Raw genomic sequence first — 18,957 nt, forward strand, 5'->3', positions numbered from 1 at the left:
TTGTGGCGCTGGTGCTGGTGGTGGAGGACGACCCCACCATGGCCGACATGGTGGCCTACAACCTGCGCCGCCAGGGCCTGGAGGTGGACATCGCCCGGGACGGGGCGGCCGGCCTGCGCCGAGCCCGGGAGCCGGACGTCTCCCTGGTGCTGCTCGATGTGATGCTCCCGCGGCTGGACGGCGTGCAGGTGGCCGAGCAGCTGCGCGGCGCTCGCCCCAACCTGCCGATCCTCATGCTGACCGCCCGGGGGGAGGAGGAGGTCAAGCTGCGGGGCTTCGCCGCCGGGGCGGACGACTACCTCACCAAACCGTTCTCCATGGAGGAGCTGGTCGTCCGGGTGAAGGCGCTGGTGCGCCGCTCCCGGGCCGAGGCCATCCGCACCGAGGCGCCGCCGGAGATCCAATTCGGTGACCTGCGCCTGGTGGCCAGGGACTTCCGGTGCTGGGTGGCCGGCGCCGAGATCGGGCTGCGGCCCAAGGAGTTCTCGCTGCTCGCCCGCCTGGCCTCGGAACCGGGCCGCCTGTTCTCCCGCCTGGAGCTGGCCGAGCAGGTCTGGGGCTACAGCCACCTAGGCGACACCCGCACCATCGACACCCACGTGAAGAACGTGCGCCGCAAGATGGAGGCCGGCTCGGCGTACCGGTACATCGAGACGGTGCGGGGGCTGGGCTACCGCTTCCGCGTGCGGCCGAAGGGGACGCTCGACGAGTCCGCCGACGAGGCCGACGAGGCCGCCGCGGACGAGTTCGATGCCGGTGGCCTTGGTTCGGGCGGCGACCCGCCGGCCGCATGGGGCGGGCTGTGAGGTCCGGGCGCCTGGGCCGGCGGGTCGCCACCACCCATCTCGCGGTGGCGGTCACCGGCGTGGGGGTCACCGGGCTGGGGATCGCCGCCGGGCTGCCCGATGGCTGGGCGCTCCTCGTCGGCCTCGGGTCAGCCGGCACCCTGGCCGGCGTCCTGGCCGCCGCCAACAGCCGCTGGGTGACCGACCCGCTCACCGAGATGTCGGGCGCCCTCTCGACCGCCCTCGCCGGACAGCCGCCGCCCCCGGTGGAGCGGGGGCCGCAGGAGGTCCGCCGCCTGGCCGGCTCGCTGAGCGAGGTGGCCCGGGAGGTCTCCGGGCGCCTCGACGAGCTCCACCGGGAATCCAGCCTCAGGGAACAGATCCTCTCCTCGATGTCCGAGGGAGTGGTGCTGGCCGATCCCACCGGACGGATCCTCTACGCCAACCCGACCGCCCAGGACCTCCTGTCCGGCGCCACGGTGCTGCCCACCCAGCTACGGGCGGACGGGCCGGTGGAGCTCACCCTGCGCCACCCCCGCCGTCTGGAATTGAAGGCCTCCTGCCTGCGCCTCGCCGACGGCCGCCGCCTGGTGGCGATTCAGGACGTGACCGAGGCCAAGCGGATCGAGGCGATGCGGCGGGACTTCGTGGCCGACGCCTCCCACGAGCTGAAGACCCCCGTCGCCTCCATCCTGGCGGTCGCCGAGACGTTGGAGATGGCCGTGGAGGACGACCCCCGCGCCGTCCCGGGTTTCATGCGCACCCTCCTCAGCGAGACCCGCCGGATGTCGGCGCTGGTCCAGGACCTCCTGGACCTCGCCCGGCTGGAGGGGCGTCCACCCGAGCGGGGCGTCATCTCACTCACCCGGCTGGTGAGCCAGGAGGCCGCCCGGGTGCGCGCGACGGCGGAGTCCAAGGGCCTGGCCTTCAAGGAGGAGTCCGAGGAGGGCGTCATGGTGGCGGGCAACCTGGAGGACCTCCACCTCGCCCTCCGCAACCTGCTGGACAACGCCCTGCGCTACACGCTGGACGGGGAGATCACCGTGCGCCTGCGCTGGGAGGGCGAACAGGCCATCGTCGAGGTGGCGGACACCGGGCCGGGCATCCCCGGCAAGGACCTGGGCCGGATCTTCGAGCGCTTCTACCGCGTGGACCGGGCCCGCTCCCGGGAAACCGGCGGGACCGGCCTCGGCCTGGCCATCGTGCGCCACGTCGTGGAGCAGCACAACGGCCGGGTCTCGGTGGACAGCGAGCTGGGCCGGGGCACCCGGTTCACCGTCGCGTTGCCCGCCCTCCGCCCGCCGGCATAGGCCGGCCCGGGCAGGACCCTCCACGCGCCGGCGGGCGGGGTCGAGGAAGAGCGCCGGGCTGTGGCCACCGTTGAGGTTGAACATGCTGTCCCGCGACCCGGCGATGGTCGTGAAGGAATTCAGGTCCAGGCTGTTGAGCTTCCAGTTCTTGCTCGATGAAGCTGGAGACCGAGCTCTGGTCGGTCACGGTGTGGCCCACGAAGTTGGGCTTGGCGCACGGCGAGATCACCTACAACGTCGTAGTGGGTCGTCACGTTCCGTTCACATCGCTGCTCTAGCGTGGTGCCCGCCGATGCCGGCGAGGTTGCTGTCGAGCATCGGGGATCAGCGCTTAGCGGGGCGGACACTACGTTAGGATTCCAGCATGAAGCCAACCATGTGCCGGCAGGTCGCTCCTCGGCCGTCAACGGAGATGGCAACGATCCTGGGCTGCGAACTCTGCCGACGGTCGATCGCCATTGATGGAACTCGGCTTTTCGGCGTCTGGGCGGCCAGTCCCTGCCCCTACCTGGACCACCCAGCGGTCGCAGACCGCCAACCCGGCGCTGCTGGCTGGATTCAGAATCGACTCGCCAGCCGACGTGCTGACCTATTATACTGACCCAATGCTAACATCCTGCCAAGTTGCTTCCGGCAGCACGCAGGCAGGTACGAGCAGTGCGGCAACCGGCGGGGCATCACGGGAAGGGATCCATCCCCCACAGGGCGGTTTCTCGGCGAAGCGACCTGATGGTTGGGAGAGGGCAGGCTCGATCCCCCCAAGGCGGCTCCCTCTGGGATCCCCTCCCGCCCCAGCCGGCCGCGCGGGCGGGGGGGTGGGCAGAGCGCCCCCGCCGGTTAGAACCAGGCGGGGTGGAACAGCGAGCCCACCAGGGCCACGACGGCGGTGCCACCGAAGAGGGCCAGGCCCACCAGCCAGAGGCGGTAGTTCCCCTCGCTGATGTGTGCGAGTGCCTCGGCCGGATCCGACCCCGGGCCCCCACCGGGGACCATCAGGTCGTCGTAGCCCAGACGCCGGGCGATGGCCGCCGCGATCGTGGCGTGCTCTCGACATCAGCGAGATCACCAGCGAGAGCGTTGCGGTGATCAGGCGGGCCAGCCGCGGGCTCTTCGGGTCCAGAAGGACCGTGAACTGGAACGCCTGGGCCATGAGGCTGACCGCCGGGACCTGCCACAACAGCGTGACGTAGGAGTTGCACTGCTCCGCGTGGACGCCGAGCAGTGCGCCGAGGGTGTCGTCGCTACTGGCTGCCACGGCGCGCCCGGACGAGAGTCGCCGCCAGCAGGGCAATGGCGAGCCCGGGGAGCACCACGACCGGCACCATCCGGGGTGCTCCCACCCCCACCAGCAGGGCGATCAGGCCGAGTACCAGCAGGGCGCCGATGAACAGCTCGGGGGTGTCGCCCACCAGGAACTCCCACCAGAAGCGCCCGAAGGCGGCGGCCCCGGCCCGGAGTTTCGCCTTCACGCGGCTTCCCGCCTGCTCTGGCGCTCCGCCACCGGGGCGGCGGCGTGCAGTGCCCGGACGGCGGCCCAGGCACACAGCCCGTAGAGAGCCACGAGAGCAACGATGGCGATGTCCTCTCCCGGCCAGCGCACCCCGAGGCCCTCGCCGCTCCAGAAGGTCCCGAAGCTGACCAGCATGAGGCCGACGCCCATCTTCATGGCGTTCTCGGGCACCCCGGCGAGCTGGCGGGCCACGACCGCGCCCACCCCGCCGACGAGGATGACCGCGGCCCCGGCGCCGACCGCTGCGAGCCCCAGCCGGTGGGCTGCGGTGCCCAGGGTGAGGACGACGATGACCACCTCGAGGCCCTCGAGGAACACGCCCTTGAAGGCGACGGTGAACGCCAGGGCGTCCCGCCCGGCCCCCCGCCCGGGCTCCCGGCGGGGGGCGGCGGAGAGCTCAGCGGTCTCCCGGCGGAAGATGGCGTCCTCGTCGTGGCGGGCCTTCAGCCCGGCGGCGCGCAGGACGGCCTTGCGCAGCCACTGCAGACCGAAGACCAGGAGGATCCCCCCGACCACGACCCGGAGGGCGTCGAGCGGGACGTAGGTGACGATGGCCGGCCCGAGGACGGCGACCAGGGCGCCCAGGGTGAGCACCGCCACACCGACCCCTTCGAGCGCTGAGCGCCAGCCCCGGGTGGAGCCGGCAGCGACCACGATGGTGAGGGCCTCCACCATCTCGACCGCGCTCGCGAGGAAGACGGCAGCAAAGAGGACCAGGTTGTTGCTGTGGGCCATGGCGTGACCAGCCTATGCGAGTAGCCGGGCCCGGGCCGGCTGGTTAACGGCCACTGTCCGGGGTGCCCCGGCATGGTCCCGGCGCATGCGCACCTACTTCCAGGCGATCCTGCTCGGGGTCGGGCCCGGCGGCGGTGACGGCGTACATCGCCACCCGGCTCCTCCTGCGGTTCTTCGCGTCGAGGAACCTGGCGCCCTTCGGGACCTACTGCCGGGTGGCGGGCGCCCTGGGCATACTGCGGTTCGCCTGAGCCTCCCGGGCCGCCACCAGGCGGGCGTCGTAGTCCGCCACTGCGCCGGTCAGGGCACGCACCGCATCGGCCACTGATTCCGGAAGGCCCTCCAGTACCGCCGCCATCCGCCGGGTGGTGCACGCCCGCCCGTGAGCGAGCGCCTCGTGCCCGGCGGCGGTGAGATTGACGAAGGTGCGCCGGCGGTCAGCGGTGTCCGGCACCCGCTCGACCCATTCCCGGTCCACCAGCACGTCCAGGATGGCGGTGATGGCCGACATCCGCATCTGTCGGGCGGCGGCGAGGGCGCTGACGTGGTGCAACCCCTCGTCGATGCGGTGCATCACCCGCAACTGCTCCAGCGACGGGGAGCCGGGCTCGACATCGAGGGCCGTGCGCAGCAGCCGGTAGAGCCTCGGCACCAGCTCCGCCAACTCCTCGGCGGCGTCTTGCATCTCCATCGCCGGATCGTATACTACTTCACTAGATGAACTATTCAGTTCATGAACTATTCAGGAGGTGGTCGATGTCCGGCACGCAGGTCGCCCGCAGCTTCGCCGCCCCGCCCTTCGAGGGGCTGGCGAGCGCCGAGGCCGCCCGCCGGCTGGCCGAGGTCGGGCCCAATGCGGTCGAAGAGCGGGCCGAGCCCGCCCTCGTGCGGCTGGCGCGGCGATTCTGGGGCCCGCTGCCCTGGATGCTGGAGGTCACCATCGTGGCGACCTTCGCCCTTGGCAAGGCCACCGAGGCGGTGATCATCACGGGCCTCCTCGTCGTCAATGGGCTGCTGGGCTTCCGTCAGTCCGCCCGGGCCGACCGGGCGTTGCAGGCCCTGAAGAGCCGGCTGGCCGTCACCGCCCGGGCGCACCGGGACGGGGCCTGGCGGCGGGTGCCAGCCCGCGAGCTGGTGCCCGGCGACCTGGTGCGCATCCGGACCGGCGACATCGTCCCCGCCGACCTCGAGGTCCTGGAGGGCTCGGTCAGCCTGGACCAGTCCAGCCTCACCGGGGAATCGCTGCCCGAGGATGTGCACGCGGGCGGGGTGGCGCTGGGCTCCAGCCTGGTGCAGCGGGGCGAGGTGACCGCCCGGGTGACGGCCACAGGGCCGGCGAGCTACCTGGGCCGGGCCGCCCGCCTGGTACAGGAGTCCCGGGCACCCACCGCGCTCGAGCGGGCGGTCTTCACGATCATCCGGTACCTGGTGGCCATCGACGCCACGCTGGTGGCCGTCATGGTGGTCTACGCGCTGGCCACCGGCACGCCGCTGGGGCAGGTGGCCCCCTTCGCCCTCATCGTGCTCATCGCCTCGGTGCCGGTGGCCCTGCCGACCACGTTCAGCGCCGCCCAGGCCGTGGGCGCCCAGGAGCTCAGCCGGGAGCACGGCGTGCTGGTCCGCCGGCTGGCGGCGGTGCAGGAGGCGGCGTCGATGGACGTGCTGTGCACCGACAAGACCGGGACGCTGACGCTGAACCGGCTGCGCCTGGCGGCCGCCGAGCCGGGTCCGGGATTTGACCGGGACGCCCTGCTCGAGCTCGCCGCCCTGGCATCGGACTCCGCCGGGCAGGACCCCATTGACCTGGCGATCCTGGCAGCAGCGGCTGGGACACCGGGGACGCCGGGGACGCAGGCCGCCTCGGGGTGGCGCCGGGTGGCCTTCCAACCCTTCGACCCGTCCACCAAGCGGACCGAGGCGACGGTGGACCGGGACGGCCCCCATGGACTCGAGCGCGAGGTGGTGGTGAAGGGGATGCCCCAGGTGGTCGCCGGCCTGTGCGCGACGCCCCCGGAGGGGCTGGACGCCGCGGTGGAGCGCCTGGCGGTGATGGGGTGCCGGGTGCTGGCGGTGGCCGCCGGGCCGGCCGGGGCGCTCGAGTTCGCCGGCCTCCTCGGCCTGGCCGACCCGCCCCGGCCCGACGCCCGGGCGCTGGTGGACCAGCTGCACGCCCTCGGTGTCGCGGTGAAGATGGTGACCGGCGACACGGCCGCCACCGCCATGGCCGTGGCCCGGGCCGTGGGCATCCGCGGGCCGGTCATCACGGGCGCGGACATCCGAGCCAACCCGGGGCGGGCCCGCAGTGCGGCGGTGGTGGCCGCGGTCTACCCCGAGGACAAGCACGCCGTGGTGGCTGCCCTCCAGGAGGCCGGGCACACCGTCGGGATGACCGGCGACGGGGTCAACGATGCCCCGGCCCTCCGCCGGGCGGAGGTGGGCGTGGCGGTCGAGGGGGCGGTGGACGTCGCCCGGGCGGCCGCCAGCATGGTCCTGACCGACCCCGGGCTGGTTGACCTGGTGGAGGCGGTGCGGGTGAGCCGCAGCATCCACCAGCGGATGCTGACCTGGGTGCTGAACAAGATCGTGAAGACGGCGCAGGTGTCGGTCTTCCTCACGGTGGGCTTCTTCCTCACCCACCGGATGGTCACCACGCCGCTGGACATCGTGCTGCTGCTGTTCGCCAACGACTTCGTCACGATGTCGCTGGCGGTGGACCGGGTGCGCCCCTCGGCGTGGCCCGACCGCTGGCGGGCGGGTGCCCTGACCGCGGCGGCCCTGGTGCTGGCGCTGGGCGTGGCCGGCCAGTCGTTCCTCGACCTGGCCCTCGCCCGGGGGGCGTTCCACCTGGACTGGGGCCAGACCCAGACCCTGATGTTCGTGATGCTGGTGGTCACCGGCCAGGCAACGGTCTACCTGGTGCGGGAGCGGGGCCGGCTGTGGGCGTCGCGGCCCGCCGGGCTGCTGCTGGCGGCCACGGTAGGCGACCTGCTGGCGGTCGGCCTGGTGGCCCGCCTGGGGATCCTGATGCCGGCGGTGGGCCTGGGGCCGATGCTGGCGGTGCTGGGGATCGCGGTGGCATCGATGCTGGCGCTGGACCCCGTCAAGGTGCGGGTGCTGCGCCGTCTGGGCCTAGGCTGATCCCAGCCCGCCCCGCCAGGGGCCCGCTCAGCCCGGAAAGGGCGGCTGCAGGCCGGCGAACATGGGGAAGTGCTTCACGTTCAACGTGATGAGCGGCAACCCGGCGACATCCGCCGTCGCCGCAATGAGGTAATCCCCGAGGTCGATGCCGGCGTGCGACCGGCGATGCGACCGGATCATCCGGCCCGCAGTGCGCGCCACTTCATCCGTTACCGGGAGGAGTGTCAGGGCGTCGAAGAGGCGCGCAACCGCGCTTCGCTCGGCCGAGCGCGTGCCGCCTTCAACTTCTGACCGGGAAACGACGCTGGCATAGGTTTCACGCCGAAGGAGCAGCGCCGTGGCCCGTTCATCGCCCCGGAGGTGGGCGATGAGAATCGTGCTGTCGAGCAGGTGCCCGGCTCCGGCTGCACTCATAACCACTCATAACCACTCATAACCACTCATAACCCAAGGCGATGCAGCTTCTCGTCGGCTGACGGCCCCCGTACCGATGCCAACCATTCTGGCCAGTCCGGGTAGTCGGCGAGTAGGCCGGACGTCTGGAGGATGGCCGCCTCCCGTTCCCCACCCTCGTCGATCCCAAGCCGCTCGTCCAACAACTGGCGGATCACCGCCGCCTTCGAGACCCCCAGCTCGCGCGCTCGGGTCCCCACGAGTTGATCCTGCTCCTCGGTCAGATAGATCTGTGTTCGCCGCATACATCAGGAGTATACATCGCCGCTGTGTGCGAAGACGATGTGCGGGCGGTGAGAGACAAGCCTTGCGCAGGCGGAGAGGAGCGACGAACTGGAAGCGAGGTGCGGGCTAACCCAAAAAAAGGCCTAGTCCTCGGCGTACCACACCGGCTCGACGATGTGCTCCGGCCGGAACCACGGGGCCTGCCCGGCGCTCGCCCGCAGGGTGCCGCTCGCCGCGGTCACCGTCGGCGGCACGGTGGTGACATCGAGGCCCAGAGCGGACCGCAGGGCGTCGTACCCCCAGGGACTCCGGAGGAAGGGCTTGGGGGACGGAGCCCCTGATGGGTCGGGCCAGACGGGTAGAAGAGGAGTCCGGGAGATCGCCTGCCTGAGCCGCCGGAAGAGCCCATGCGTGGTTGCGTCCGTCACCGGGTTCATCCTCCCGTCCCCGAATGTCCCTGAATGTCCCTGAAGGCAAGCTAGCGTACCGACCTTGCGCCAGCGGGACCGCCACCTGTCGAGACTGTGAACAACGCGTGAACGTTTCCCCAATCGACGCCCTGGATAAACCTGGGCGGACCAGACTGGCCCAGGCCGGGTAAAGCCCGGGGGAGCGGGTACCCTGGGTCCCATGGTTGAAGTGCAGATCGCCGGCGAGGGCGGCGTCGAGGTGCCCGAGGGCGACCGGCCTCTGGACCCCGAGCGGCTGCTCCGGCTGGCCGGCCTGGTGCGGGCAGTGCTGGAGGAGGCCCGCCAGATGGACCCCGACCAGGCCACCGCCGCCGAGCTGGCCGCCCTGCACGACCGGGTCACCGCCCAGGCCTGGGAGGCGCTCCCCAACAGCCTGCGCAGCGAGTTGGAGGCCATCGACCTCACCCTCCCCTGGCGGGACCGGGCGGAGGCCGCCACGCCCCAGGAGGTGCGGGTGGCCTACTCCGGGCTCATCGGGTGGCTGGGCGGGCTCTTTCAGGGCCTGCAGGCCGCCGTGCAGTACCAGCAGATGCAGGCGCTGGCGCAGCTCGGCCAGGGCGGCGGCGGCCCGGGCGGCCAGATTCGGCCCCCGGGCATCGGTGAGCCCGAGCGGGAACACCCCACGGGGCAGTACCTGTAGCGATGGCAGCCACCACCCTCGGCGAGCTCCGGGCTGCCGGCTACCCCGACCGCACGGTGAAGGAGGAGCTGCGCGCCAACCTCGTCGCCCGCCTCGGCCGGGGCGAGGAGCTCTTCGCGTCGATCATCGGCTACCAGTCGTCCGTCCTGCCCTCCCTGGAGCGGGGCATCCTGGCCGGCCACGACCTCATCCTGCTCGGCGAACGCGGCCAGGCCAAGACCCGGCTGATCCGCCACATGGTGGAACTGCTGGACGACGAGATCCCGGTCATCGAGGGATGCGAGGTCAACGACCACCCCTACCACCCGATCTGCGCCCGGTGCCGGGCCCTCGTGCTCGAGCGGGGCGACGCGACGCCGGTGGCCTGGGTGGGCCGGGACACCCGCTACGCCGAGAAGCTCGCCACCCCGGACACCTCGGTGGCCGACCTCATCGGTGACGTCGACCCGATCCGGGTGGCCGAGGGCCGCTACCTGGCCGACGAGCTCACCATCCACTACGGCCTGATCCCGCGCACCAACCGGGGCATCTTCTCGGTCAACGAGCTGCCCGACCTGCCCGAGCGGATCCAGGTCGGACTGCTGAACATCCTCGAGGAGCGCGACGTCCAGATCCGGGGCTACAAGATCCGCCTACCGCTGGACCTGCTGCTGGTGGCCAGCGCCAACCCGGAGGACTACACCCACCGGGGCCGCATCATCACGCCCCTGAAGGACCGCTTCGGCACCCAGGTGCGCACGCACTACCCGCAGGAGGTCGCCGCCGAGATCCGCATCATGGACCAGGAGGCGCACCTCCCCGACCTGCGGCCGGACGGTGGGCCCGAGCTGGCGCTGCCGCTCTACATGAAGGAGCTGGTGGCGGCGCTCACCCGGGAGCTGCGCCGCTCGGCCCAGGTCAACCAGCGCAGCGGCGTGTCGGTGCGCTACAGCATCGGCAACCTCGAGACCGTGGCGGCGGGTGCCCTGCGCCGCGCGCTCCGGGCGGGCGAGCCCCGGGCGGTCCCCCGCCCCGTCGACCTGTGGTCGGCCCTCGGGGAGTCGCTCGGCCGGATCGAGTTCGAGACCCTGGAGGAGGGCCGGGAGGAGTGGGTGGTCGAGCAGGCCCTCAAGCGGGCGATGGTGGACGTCTACCGCCGCCGCCTCGGGGGCGAGAGCCTCGGCCCGCTCCAGCAGCTGTTCGACGAGGGGCTGTCGGTGGAGACCTCGGAGGCGATGGGGGCCGAGACCTTCCTCGCCCAGTTCGCCCGGGTGCCCGGCCTGGGCCGGATCATGCAGGCCCTGGCCATCACCGAGGAGTCCAAGCAGTCGGCCGCCTCGGCGCTCGAGTTCGCCCTGGAGGGGCTCCACCTCTCCAAGCGCCTGAACAAGTCGGCCGGCACTGCCGCCAATGGAGGCGGCTGGACGTTCGGGAACTGAGCCCGATGGCTTCCCGCTTTGCGCAGTGGGACGGGAGCCAGGACCCGTTCGGGCCCGACGTCGACCTCGCCCAGGTCCTCGATGAGATCTCCGACGACGTCCTGTCCGGCTTCGGCGCCCAGGCCGCCCTCCGGCGCCTCATGCGGCGGGGCATGCGCGGGGCCAACGGAACGAAGCTGGGGGGCCTCGACGACCTCCGCAAGCGGCTGGAGAAGCGCCGGCGCCGGATGGCCCGGGACCTCAACCTGGAGGGGCCGATCGCCGACCTCCAGGACCGCCTGAACGAGATCCTCCAACAGGAGCGGGCGGCGCTCGCCGAGCAGCAATCCGACGACGCCCGCATGCGGGAGGGCTTCCTGGACACCCTGCCCGACTCGCCGCCCGGAGCACTCAAGGAGCTCATGGACTACCGCTTCGCCTCGCCCGAGGCCCAGCAGGCCTTCGACCAGCTGGTGGCCGACCTGCAGAAGCAGATCCTGGACGCCCACTTCAAGGCGATGTCGGGCGGGCTGGGATCGATGACCCCCGAGGACGTCGCCCGGGTGCGGGAGATGCTGGCCGCCCTGAACGCCATGATCGCCGCCCGGGAGCGGGGCGATGAGTACGACTTCCCCGCCTTCATGGACCGCTTCGGCGACATGTTCCCGGAGAACCCCAAGACCCTCGACGAGCTGCTGGAGTCCCTCGCCCGGCGCATGGCGGCGATGAGCCGGCTGCTGGCGAGCCTCTCGCCCGAGCAGCGCCGCCAGCTGCAGGAGCTGACCGAGACCCTCCTCGGCGACCTCGACCTGGCGTTCCAGATGGACCAGCTGGCCTCGGAGCTGCGGGCGCTGGCCCCCTACCTGCCCTGGGGAGAACCGGTGAGCGGGTTCGGCGACGAGCCGATGCCGCTCTCCGACGCCGTCGGCGCGGTGGAGGAGCTGAGCGACCTCGACGAACTCGACCAGGCCCTGCGGGGCGACTACCCCGGGGCGTCGCTGGACGACGTGGACGAGGAGAAGCTGCGCCGCAGCCTGGGCGAGGGGGCCGTCACCAACCTGCGCCACCTGCGCTCGATCGAGAAGGCGCTGGAGGAGGCGGGGATCGTCACCCGGCAGGGCGGCAAGCTGGAGGTGTCCCCCCGGGGCGCCCGCCGGCTGGGCGAGCGCGCGCTGGTGGCGGTCTTCGAGCGGATCCACAACGAGCGCCCCGGCACCCATGACGCCCCCGAGACCGGCGGCGCCGCCGAGCCCACCGGGGCCACGAAGCCCTGGCACTTCGGCGACACCGGCGAGATCGCCGTGCAGCGCAGCGTGTTCAACGCCGTCCTGCGGGCCGGGCCGACGTCGTCCGGGGGCCGGGTGGCGCTGATCCCCGACGACTTCGAGCTGGTCGAGTCCGAGACCCGCACCCGCACCGCCACGGCCCTGCTGCTGGACCTGTCGTTCTCGATGCCGCTGCGCGGCCACTGGCTGCCGGCCAAGCGGATGGCCCTCGCCCTGCACGCGCTGATCGAGGGCAAATACCCGCAGGACCGCCTGCACCTGATCGGGTTCTCCGACTACGCCCGCCGGCTGCAGCCCACGGACCTGACCGCCCGGGCGCCGCTGGAGCGGGTGTACGGCACGAACATGCAGCACGCCTTCCTGCTGGCCCGGCGGCTGCTGGCCGAGGACCCCCGGGCCTCCAAGCAGGTGATCATGGTGACCGACGGCGAGCCCACCGCCCACCTGGTGGAATTCGGTCCGAACCGGGAGCCGGAGGCCTTCTTCTCCTACCCGCCGACGGTCGAGACGATCCGAGCCACCCTGGCGGAGGGGATGCGTCTGGCGGCGTCAGGCGTGACGCTGAACGTGTTCATGCTGGAGGACTCACCCGGCCTGGTGGCCTTCATGGAGAAGCTGGGGCGGCTGACCGCGGGCCGGGTGTTCCGGATGGACAGCCAGGACCTGGGCCGCTTCATCCTGTCGGACTACGTCCGGCGCCGCGGGTAGCCGTGACCGCTCAGCCCATGTGGCTCACGTGCTCGGGCGTGATGCGGATGATGACCCGCTGCTCCTCGGGCGGGCTGGGGTAGTCGGTGCCCGTGTACTTGTGCCCCAGCTCCTGGATCAGCACCTTGTCGGAGTCGTCTTCGATGGTCGCAGTGCCCCGGATCTCGAGGTACCGGTAGGGGTTGTCGGGGTCCAGGATGGACACCGCAACCCGGGGATCGCGGGAAAGGTTGCGGAACTTCTGGCGGCCCTTGGTGTTGCTGAACATCAGTTGAGAACCGTCCCAGGTGAACCAGACGGGCGTCGTCTGCGGTTCGCCCTTCGGGCCGACTGTGGCGATGTGGGCGAAGCCCTTCTTCTCCAGCAGGTCGCGGTGGCTTTCGGGGATCTCGATGGGCATTGCTTCCTCCTCGCGTAGAGTTAGTCCCAGTAGTTGCCTCCCATACTACCGGGAGCTTCTGGGCCACGGCTGGGGCCTTCAGGCGGCCATCGCCGCCCGTAGCGAACTGAGGAAGGGGCGTGGGTCCGCCAGATCGTCGGGCGTAATGTGCAGCAGGGTCCAGTGCCGCGCGGTGATGGCGTTGCGGCGCCGCAGATCGTGCCACCACCCTTGGCGACCACCGTGGAACTCGAACCCGTCCCCTTCCACGCCGAGGCGGAGCGGCGGGTACGCGAAGTCCACCACGGCGATCAGCCGGCCGCGCACGTCCCGGATCTCGTACTCCTCGACGAAATCGCCCTCCGGAGCCAGGAGCGCCCGGACCGACTTCTGGAAAGCGCTGGCCGAGGGGCCGTCCTTGGGGCCGCGGTCGTCCAGGAGGCGGGCAAGCCGACCCACACCGCGGCGGCCAGGACCCGCGATCTTGGCCATCGCCCAGCGCAACTGCATCTCGCTGGCGAAGTTGCGGCGCATCACCTCGTCGACGGTGTTCTCGAACACGACCGGGTCCGGCTCAACCTCGGCGAGGTTGATGAGGGTCATGGCAGGGTTCATCACCGGGATGCCCTCCGCCTGCATGACGAACTGAGGGTTTGGGACGCGGCGGTAGACCTGCACCTGGGGGACGCTCAGGCCACGCTTCGGGGCGATGATCTGGAGGGGTTCCAGAACTCCCTGGGCATCCCGGGCGTTGAGGTCGTAACCCTTGAGCCCGTGCAGGGCCGCCGCTGAGCGGTGCGAGGCCGCGCCGCTCCCCGACCACAGGCACGCGGCCATCAGATCCTGGTGCCGGGAGGGGGGCGCGCCGGTCAGCCGGTACACGTCGGGCAGGACCCGCTCGATTTCTTCCCGCTCGATGGCCCGGACCAGAGCGCCGGGGTACAGGCCGCAAGCCAGGCACTGTTCCCTGGTGACGAGGCCGTGCTGCTCGGCGGCGAACTCCCTGAGAAGATCCATGAGGGCACCATAACGATGCCCACCGACATTTTTGGATCAAAATCACGCGTCACGCGTGATTTTCATCCATTAATGCTTCCCCAGCCGCCTCCACCAGGCGTCCGCACCGAGATGACGTCGCCACGGTGGAGTTCCCGGGTGACCTTGTCGGGCAGCTCCTCTTCTTCCCCGCCCGCCCGCAGCAGCACGTTTCGGCCGGGCGCCCCCGGTTGCCCCCCGGCGAGGCCGTAGGGCCGGGACACCCGCCGGTCGGTCTGCAGCGACAGCGTCGCCGCGTCGGCCAGCAACTCCAGGTCGCGCCGGATGCCGTCGCCGCCCCGCCAGCGGCCTTCGCCGCCGGTGCCCTCCCGGAGCTGGTAGGCCCGGACCCGGAGGGGATAGGCGTACTCCAGGGCCTCCGCCGGGGTGTTCTTGGTGTTCGTCATGTGGGTGTGCACGCCCGACATGGCGTCGCGGCCCGGGCGGGCGCCCTGGCCGCCGCCCACGGTCTCGTAGTAGGCAAACGAGGACCACCCGATCAGCGTGTTGTTCATGGTGCCCTGCGAGGCGGCCGGGATGCGGTCGGGCACCGCCTGGGCGAAGGCCCCGAGCAGCACGTCCACGATGCGCTGCGAGGTCTCCACGTTGCCCGCCGAGACCGCCGCCGGGGACTGGGCGTTCACCACGCTCCCTTCGGGCGCGATCACCGTGACCGGGCGCATGCCGCCCGCGGTCGGGGGGACGTCGGGGCCGGTCACGGCCCGCACCACGTAGGTGACCGCCGAGACCGTCACCGGGAGCGGGGCGTTCACGTTGCCCCGGGCCTGGGGATCGGTGCCGGTGAAGTCCACGGTGAGGGCGTCCCCGGCGATGCCCAGGCGGACCACGATGCGCACCGGGCCGGAGCCGGAGCCGTCGGAGTCGAGGACGTCGGCGAAGGTCCACTCCCCGTCCGGCAGGGCCGCGATCCCCGCCCGGACCGCGGCCTCGCTGTAGGCGATCAGCCCGGCCATGGCGGAGGCCAGGCCGGCCACCCCCAGGCGCGCGGCGAGGGAGCGAAGCCGGGCAGCGCCCACCGCGTTGGCGCCCTCCTGGGCGCGGAAGTCGCCCAGGCGCTCCGCCGGCGTGCGGGAGTTCACCGCGATGATGTCGAGGACGGCGTCGTCCGGTACCCCGCCCCGCCAGGCGAGCACCGGCGGCAGCCGGAGGCCCTCCTGGAAGACGTCGGTGGAGTCGCCCGGCATGCTGCCCGGCGTCTTGCCGCCGACGTCGGCGTGGTGGGCGCGGTTGGCGACGTAGCCCAGCAGGGTGCCGCCGGCGAAGACGGGCGAGACCAGCGTGAGGTCGTTCAGGTGCGTGCCGCCGGCGAAGGGGTCGTTCACCACGGCGGCGTCGCCCTCGTCCAGCCCGGGGAACTTGGCGAGGACCGCGGCGATGCTGGCGGGCATCGAGCCCAGGTGCACCGGCATGTGCTCGGCCTGGGCGCACAGCTCGCCATCGGGTGTGGCCAGGGCGCACGAGCAGTCCTCCCGCTCGGTGATGTTCGGCGACCGGGCGGTGCGCTTCAGCGTGACGCCCATCTCCTCGGCGATGCCGGCGAGGGCGTGGCGGGCGATCTCGAGATCGAGGGCGTCCATCCTCAGGCCCAGCCTCATGCCCTCTGCAGGATCAGGGTGCCGACGCCATCCACCTCGCCCGCCCAGCCCGGCTCCACGACGACGGTGGCGTGGTCGCCCCAGAGGCACGCCGGCCCCTCCACCCGGACCCGGTGGCTCTCCGGTACCGGGGGCAGCGGGAGCGCCGGCTCCGGGCCCAGCGCCCGCACCCGGAAGGTCACCAGCTCGACGGGATCCCCCGGTGCCTCCCAGCCGTAGCGGGCCTGGTGGGCGGCGCCGAAGGCCGCTGGCAGCTCGGCCAGCTCGGCCAGCGAGGTGAACGGGACCGAAACCTCGTGCGCCTGGCCCCGGTAGCGGCAGTCGATCCGGGCCTCGGTGACCGCGGGCTCGGCCCCCTGGCGCCGCAGGCCATCGGCGGCCTCGGCGGCGAGCTGGTCCAGTACTGCCTCCACGTCCTTGAGGAAGGGGTCCACCATCGGCCGGGTCAGGGCGACGTCCGCCGCCAGGGGCGCCGCCAGCAGGCCCAGGGCGGACAGCGCCCCGGCCGACGGCGGGATGAGCACCGTGGCGATCTCGAGGGCCGAGGCGAGCGCGCAGGCGTGCATCGGCCCCGCCCCGCCGAAGGCGACCAGGGCGAAGCCCCGGGGATCGCGGCCGCGCTCCACCGTGACCACCCGGATGGCCCGGGCCATCTGCGCCTCCACGACCCGGAGGCCGGCGGCGGCCACCTCCGCCACCGGCACGCCCAGCGGCCCGGCGAGGGTGGCCAGGGCACGCTCGGCGGCGCCGGCATCGAGCCCCAGCCGCCCGCCAAGAAAGTGGTCCGGGTCGAGGTGGCCGGCGACCACCTGGGCGTCGGTCACCGTCGGCCGCTCGCCTCCCCGGCCGTAGCAGGCCGGGCCCGGCTCCGCCCCGGCGCTCTCCGGCCCGGCACGCAGGGCACCGGCGGCGTCCAGCCACAGGATGCTGCCGCCGCCCGCCCCCACGGTGTGGATGGCGAGGGCTGGGATGCGCACCGGCAGGCCCCCGAGCTCGGTCTCCGAGTCGACGGCCGGAGTGCCACCCTCGATCAGGCAGACGTCGGTGGACGTGCCGCCCATGTCGAAGGTCACCAGGTCGGCGAAGCCGGAGGCGGCGGCGGCCACCAGGGCCCCCCGGACGCCGGCAGCCGGCCCGGAGAGCACCGTGTGCACCGGGGCTCGGGCCGCCTCGTCCAGCGTCATGGTGGCGCCCCCCGAGCGCATGACCACGACGCCGGCGCCGAGGTCGGTGCAGCGCTGGGCGAGGCGGTCGAGGTAGCGCTCCACCACCGGGCCGACATAGGCGTCCAGCGCCGTGGTGGATGCCCGCTCGTACTCCCGGAACTCCGGGCTCACTGACGACGACAGCGAGACCCGGATCCCGGGCGCCACCTCGGCAGCAAGGGCCGCCAGGCGGCGCTCGTGACCTGGGTTGGCGAAGGAGAACAGCAGGCACACCGCCAGCGACTCGACCCCCGCCTCGACCAACGTGGCGATCGCCGAACGGGCGGCGTCCTCGTCGAGGGCCACCTCGACCGCCCCGTCGGGCAACACCCGTTCCGGCACCCCGGCGCAGCGCGCCCGGGGCACCACCGGGTCCGGGCGGTCGACCCAGAAGTCGTAGAGCGAGGGCCGGTTCTGGCGCCCGATGGCGAGGAGGTCGGCGAACCCGGCGGTGGCGAGGAACCCGGTCACCGCTCCCCTGCGCTCCAGCACGGCGTTGGTGGCCACCGTGGTGCCGTGGGCGATGCGGGCCACGCCCGGCGCCCCGGCGATGTCCAGGGCTTCCCGCACCCCGGCCTCGAAGCCGGCGCTCTGGTCGTCCGGGGTGGTGGGGACCTTCCAGGTGACCAGGCGGCCGTCGACCGAGACCACCACGTCGGTGAAGGTGCCCCCGACGTCAACGCCGACCAGGGAAGCTACTTCTCGCCTCCCATGCGCAACCCCAGGGCGCTCACCGCGGCGAGGGCCCCGTCCACCGACCCGTACACCTCGGCCAGCAGCGTGGCGGAGACGATCGCCAGGGTGGTGGCCATCGACTCGGCCGGGACCAGCTTCAGCGAGGCCTTCAGCGCCTCGGTGTCCCGGCGCAGGGCGGCCGCCAGCACGGCGATGGCGGAGCGGGAGAGCTCACGGCCCGGCTCGCCTGCGAAGTCGAAGTTGCTGGGGTCCCCCATACCCGTATCGTTGCACACGCGGGTCAGGCGCCGGGCGGGCCACCGACCGCCTCCTCGTTGAGGTCGTCCAGCACCTCCTCGAGGATCTCCCGGTCGTGGCTGTAGGTCAGCGCCTCTACGGCCTCGGCCGGTGGCATCCAGCGCAGCTCATCCACCTCGGAGTTGGGCGCGAAGCGCCCGTCGAGCGGGCGCATGAGCCAGTAGCGCACGACCTTCGGCCGGTCCCGCCGGTCCCGGTAGCTGGAACGCCCGGCGGGCAGGCCGAGCTCGCACTGCAGCCCGGTCTCCTCGCGGACCTCGCGCAGGGCCGCCTCCTCGAAGGACTCCCCGTCCATCAGCTTGCCCTTGGGGAAGGACCAGTCGTCGTACGCAGGGCGGTGGACGATGGCGATGTGCGCCTCGCCCGTGGGCCCGCGGCGGACGATGACGCCTCCCGCCGCCCGGACGATCTCATCTGCCATCCGCCGTTTCCTCCGCTCCCGGCGTTCCCGCCCCGTTCTCGGGCTCATTGTTCTGGCGCTCCGGCTCCGCCTACGCTGTCTTGCCTTACCATCATTCCCGGTGACCCTTCTCTATCTCGTGCGCCATGCCAAGTCGAGCTGGGACGACCTGGCCCTCGCCGACCGCGATCGGCCGCTGTCGGCCCGGGGCGAGCGCTCGGCGGCGACGCTGGCCGAGTATCTCGAAGTCTCCTTCGAGGGCGGCGCGCCCCGGCCCGGGCTGGTCCTGTGCTCACCGGCCCGCCGCACCCTCGACACCCTCGAGACCCTGCGGCCGGTACTCGGCTCCGCCACCATCGCCGTCGAGGAGGAACTCTACGGGGCCACCTCGGGCGAGCTGCTGCGCCGGCTGCGCCGGATTCCAGGGAAGACCTCGGCGGCAATGGTGATCGGCCACAATCCGGCACTGCAGGAGCTGGCGATCATGCTGGCCCGGGCCTCGGACGACCTCCGGCGGCTGCACGAGAAGTTCCCGACCGGCGCCCTGGCCGCCTTGCGCACGCACGGAGCGTGGAAGGAACTTGGGGCTGAGCCAGCCGAGCTGGAAGACTTCGTGGCGCCCCGGGAGATGCAGGACTAGCTGCTAGCCGGTGAGGACCAGCTCCGGCACCC

General features: G+C 72.2%; 21 protein-coding genes. 8 read left to right on the forward strand and 13 right to left on the reverse strand.

The window, feature by feature from the left end; genetic code table 11:
• Positions 1 to 2: 2 nt before the first annotated feature.
• The 3 genes from VFW71_15135 to VFW71_15145 all read left to right on the forward strand — a co-directional run bounded on the left by VFW71_15135 (position 3) and on the right by VFW71_15145 (position 2,373).
• Positions 3 to 806 carry a response regulator transcription factor gene (locus VFW71_15135; protein ID HEU5004095.1) on the forward strand — a complete coding sequence of 268 codons (804 nt, stop codon included), beginning with the start codon at positions 3 to 5 and terminating at the stop codon, positions 804 to 806.
• Positions 803 to 2,095, forward strand: coding sequence for an ATP-binding protein (locus tag VFW71_15140; GenBank protein ID HEU5004096.1), 1,293 nt, complete (start codon positions 803 to 805; stop codon positions 2,093 to 2,095). The genes VFW71_15135 and VFW71_15140 overlap by 4 nt, the downstream gene beginning before the upstream one ends.
• A gap of 155 nt (positions 2,096 to 2,250) precedes the next feature.
• Entirely contained in the window at positions 2,251 to 2,373 is a 123-nt protein-coding gene (locus VFW71_15145) for a hypothetical protein (GenBank protein ID HEU5004097.1), read from the forward strand.
• A gap of 559 nt (positions 2,374 to 2,932) precedes the next feature.
• Here the strand turns inward: VFW71_15145 and VFW71_15150 are convergent.
• The 4 genes from VFW71_15150 to VFW71_15165 all read right to left on the reverse strand — a co-directional run bounded on the left by VFW71_15150 (position 2,933) and on the right by VFW71_15165 (position 5,031).
• Positions 2,933 to 3,088, reverse strand: coding sequence for a hypothetical protein (locus VFW71_15150; GenBank protein HEU5004098.1), 156 nt, complete (start codon positions 3,086 to 3,088; stop codon positions 2,933 to 2,935).
• 248 nt (positions 3,089 to 3,336) lie between these two features.
• Positions 3,337 to 3,564, reverse strand: a complete 228-nt coding sequence (locus tag VFW71_15155; protein HEU5004099.1) for a hypothetical protein — start codon at positions 3,562 to 3,564, stop codon at positions 3,337 to 3,339.
• Positions 3,561 to 4,340, reverse strand: coding sequence for a hypothetical protein (locus VFW71_15160; GenBank protein ID HEU5004100.1), 780 nt, complete (start codon positions 4,338 to 4,340; stop codon positions 3,561 to 3,563). Before VFW71_15160 ends, VFW71_15155 begins: the two co-directional genes overlap by 4 nt.
• Before the next feature lie 205 nt (positions 4,341 to 4,545).
• Positions 4,546 to 5,031 carry a MarR family transcriptional regulator gene (locus VFW71_15165; protein ID HEU5004101.1) on the reverse strand — a complete coding sequence of 162 codons (486 nt, stop codon included), beginning with the start codon at positions 5,029 to 5,031 and terminating at the stop codon, positions 4,546 to 4,548.
• 65 nt (positions 5,032 to 5,096) lie between these two features.
• Between VFW71_15165 and VFW71_15170 the strand changes: the two genes are divergently transcribed.
• Positions 5,097 to 7,478 (forward strand): plasma-membrane proton-efflux P-type ATPase, encoded by a 2,382-nt coding sequence (locus tag VFW71_15170; GenBank protein ID HEU5004102.1) that lies wholly within the window; start codon positions 5,097 to 5,099, stop codon positions 7,476 to 7,478.
• A gap of 27 nt (positions 7,479 to 7,505) precedes the next feature.
• On the opposite strand, the gene VFW71_15175 is transcribed toward VFW71_15170, so the two are convergent.
• From VFW71_15175 to VFW71_15185, 3 genes are all read right to left on the reverse strand, one after another.
• Positions 7,506 to 7,892, reverse strand: a complete 387-nt coding sequence (locus tag VFW71_15175; GenBank protein HEU5004103.1) for a type II toxin-antitoxin system VapC family toxin — start codon at positions 7,890 to 7,892, stop codon at positions 7,506 to 7,508.
• A gap of 26 nt (positions 7,893 to 7,918) precedes the next feature.
• Positions 7,919 to 8,176 carry a CopG family transcriptional regulator gene (locus VFW71_15180; protein ID HEU5004104.1) on the reverse strand — a complete coding sequence of 86 codons (258 nt, stop codon included), beginning with the start codon at positions 8,174 to 8,176 and terminating at the stop codon, positions 7,919 to 7,921.
• Positions 8,177 to 8,299: 123 nt separating this feature from the next.
• Positions 8,300 to 8,584, reverse strand: coding sequence for a hypothetical protein (locus VFW71_15185; protein HEU5004105.1), 285 nt, complete (start codon positions 8,582 to 8,584; stop codon positions 8,300 to 8,302).
• Between the two features lie 202 nt (positions 8,585 to 8,786).
• Between VFW71_15185 and VFW71_15190 the strand changes: the two genes are divergently transcribed.
• From VFW71_15190 to VFW71_15200, 3 genes are read left to right on the forward strand one after another with little or no spacing between them, the layout of a single operon-like run.
• Positions 8,787 to 9,266 (forward strand): proteasome activator, encoded by a 480-nt coding sequence (locus VFW71_15190; GenBank protein ID HEU5004106.1) that lies wholly within the window; start codon positions 8,787 to 8,789, stop codon positions 9,264 to 9,266.
• A gap of 2 nt (positions 9,267 to 9,268) precedes the next feature.
• Positions 9,269 to 10,684: a magnesium chelatase gene (locus tag VFW71_15195; protein ID HEU5004107.1), complete on the forward strand. Its 1,416-nt coding sequence runs from the start codon at positions 9,269 to 9,271 to the stop codon at positions 10,682 to 10,684.
• A 5-nt stretch (positions 10,685 to 10,689) separates the two neighbouring features.
• On the forward strand, positions 10,690 to 12,657 hold the full coding sequence (locus VFW71_15200; GenBank protein ID HEU5004108.1) for a VWA domain-containing protein: 1,968 nt from the start codon (positions 10,690 to 10,692) through the stop codon (positions 12,655 to 12,657).
• A gap of 10 nt (positions 12,658 to 12,667) precedes the next feature.
• Here VFW71_15200 and VFW71_15205 read toward each other — a convergent pair whose 3' ends face one another.
• From VFW71_15205 to VFW71_15230, 6 genes are all read right to left on the reverse strand, one after another.
• Entirely contained in the window at positions 12,668 to 13,057 is a 390-nt protein-coding gene (locus VFW71_15205) for a PPOX class F420-dependent oxidoreductase (protein ID HEU5004109.1), read from the reverse strand.
• Between the two features lie 78 nt (positions 13,058 to 13,135).
• Positions 13,136 to 14,053: a type IV toxin-antitoxin system AbiEi family antitoxin domain-containing protein gene (locus VFW71_15210; protein HEU5004110.1), complete on the reverse strand. Its 918-nt coding sequence runs from the start codon at positions 14,051 to 14,053 to the stop codon at positions 13,136 to 13,138.
• A gap of 62 nt (positions 14,054 to 14,115) precedes the next feature.
• Entirely contained in the window at positions 14,116 to 15,669 is a 1,554-nt protein-coding gene (locus tag VFW71_15215) for a hydantoinase B/oxoprolinase family protein (protein HEU5004111.1), read from the reverse strand.
• A 14-nt stretch (positions 15,670 to 15,683) separates the two neighbouring features.
• Positions 15,684 to 17,582: a hydantoinase/oxoprolinase family protein gene (locus VFW71_15220; GenBank protein ID HEU5004112.1), complete on the reverse strand. Its 1,899-nt coding sequence runs from the start codon at positions 17,580 to 17,582 to the stop codon at positions 15,684 to 15,686.
• A 5-nt stretch (positions 17,583 to 17,587) separates the two neighbouring features.
• Entirely contained in the window at positions 17,588 to 17,845 is a 258-nt protein-coding gene (locus tag VFW71_15225) for a hypothetical protein (GenBank protein HEU5004113.1), read from the reverse strand.
• Positions 17,846 to 17,868: 23 nt separating this feature from the next.
• Positions 17,869 to 18,306 carry an NUDIX hydrolase gene (locus tag VFW71_15230; GenBank protein HEU5004114.1) on the reverse strand — a complete coding sequence of 146 codons (438 nt, stop codon included), beginning with the start codon at positions 18,304 to 18,306 and terminating at the stop codon, positions 17,869 to 17,871.
• 100 nt (positions 18,307 to 18,406) lie between these two features.
• Here VFW71_15230 and VFW71_15235 point away from each other — a divergent pair, with 100 nt between their 5' ends.
• The gene (locus tag VFW71_15235; GenBank protein HEU5004115.1) at positions 18,407 to 18,925 is read left to right on the forward strand and encodes a histidine phosphatase family protein; all 519 of its coding nucleotides are present in this window, start codon (positions 18,407 to 18,409) and stop codon (positions 18,923 to 18,925) included.
• Positions 18,926 to 18,957 lie beyond the last annotated feature (32 nt).

The organism is Actinomycetota bacterium (assembly GCA_035765775.1).
Lineage (GTDB): Bacteria > Actinomycetota > CADDZG01 > JAHWKV01 > JAOPZY01 > DASTWV01.

Bases quoted from the DNA above. Each gene is read 5' to 3' on its own strand.
- VFW71_15145 (HEU5004097.1), top strand. From the start codon at position 2,251: ATGAAGCTGGAGACCGAGCTCTGGTCGGTCACGGTGTGGCCCACGAAG.
- VFW71_15150 (HEU5004098.1), bottom strand. From the start codon at position 3,088: ATGGTCCCCGGTGGGGGCCCGGGGTCGGATCCGGCCGAGGCACTCGCA.
- VFW71_15160 (HEU5004100.1), bottom strand. From the start codon at position 4,340: ATGGCCCACAGCAACAACCTGGTCCTCTTTGCTGCCGTCTTCCTCGCG.
- VFW71_15165 (HEU5004101.1), bottom strand. From the start codon at position 5,031: ATGGAGATGCAAGACGCCGCCGAGGAGTTGGCGGAGCTGGTGCCGAGG.
- VFW71_15170 (HEU5004102.1), top strand. From the start codon at position 5,097: ATGTCCGGCACGCAGGTCGCCCGCAGCTTCGCCGCCCCGCCCTTCGAG.
- VFW71_15175 (HEU5004103.1), bottom strand. From the start codon at position 7,892: ATGAGTGCAGCCGGAGCCGGGCACCTGCTCGACAGCACGATTCTCATC.
- VFW71_15180 (HEU5004104.1), bottom strand. From the start codon at position 8,176: ATGCGGCGAACACAGATCTATCTGACCGAGGAGCAGGATCAACTCGTG.
- VFW71_15190 (HEU5004106.1), top strand. From the start codon at position 8,787: ATGGTTGAAGTGCAGATCGCCGGCGAGGGCGGCGTCGAGGTGCCCGAG.
- VFW71_15195 (HEU5004107.1), top strand. From the start codon at position 9,269: ATGGCAGCCACCACCCTCGGCGAGCTCCGGGCTGCCGGCTACCCCGAC.
- VFW71_15200 (HEU5004108.1), top strand. From the start codon at position 10,690: ATGGCTTCCCGCTTTGCGCAGTGGGACGGGAGCCAGGACCCGTTCGGG.
- VFW71_15205 (HEU5004109.1), bottom strand. From the start codon at position 13,057: ATGCCCATCGAGATCCCCGAAAGCCACCGCGACCTGCTGGAGAAGAAG.
- VFW71_15210 (HEU5004110.1), bottom strand. From the start codon at position 14,053: ATGGATCTTCTCAGGGAGTTCGCCGCCGAGCAGCACGGCCTCGTCACC.
- VFW71_15215 (HEU5004111.1), bottom strand. From the start codon at position 15,669: ATGGACGCCCTCGATCTCGAGATCGCCCGCCACGCCCTCGCCGGCATC.
- VFW71_15225 (HEU5004113.1), bottom strand. From the start codon at position 17,845: ATGGGGGACCCCAGCAACTTCGACTTCGCAGGCGAGCCGGGCCGTGAG.
- VFW71_15230 (HEU5004114.1), bottom strand. From the start codon at position 18,306: ATGGCAGATGAGATCGTCCGGGCGGCGGGAGGCGTCATCGTCCGCCGC.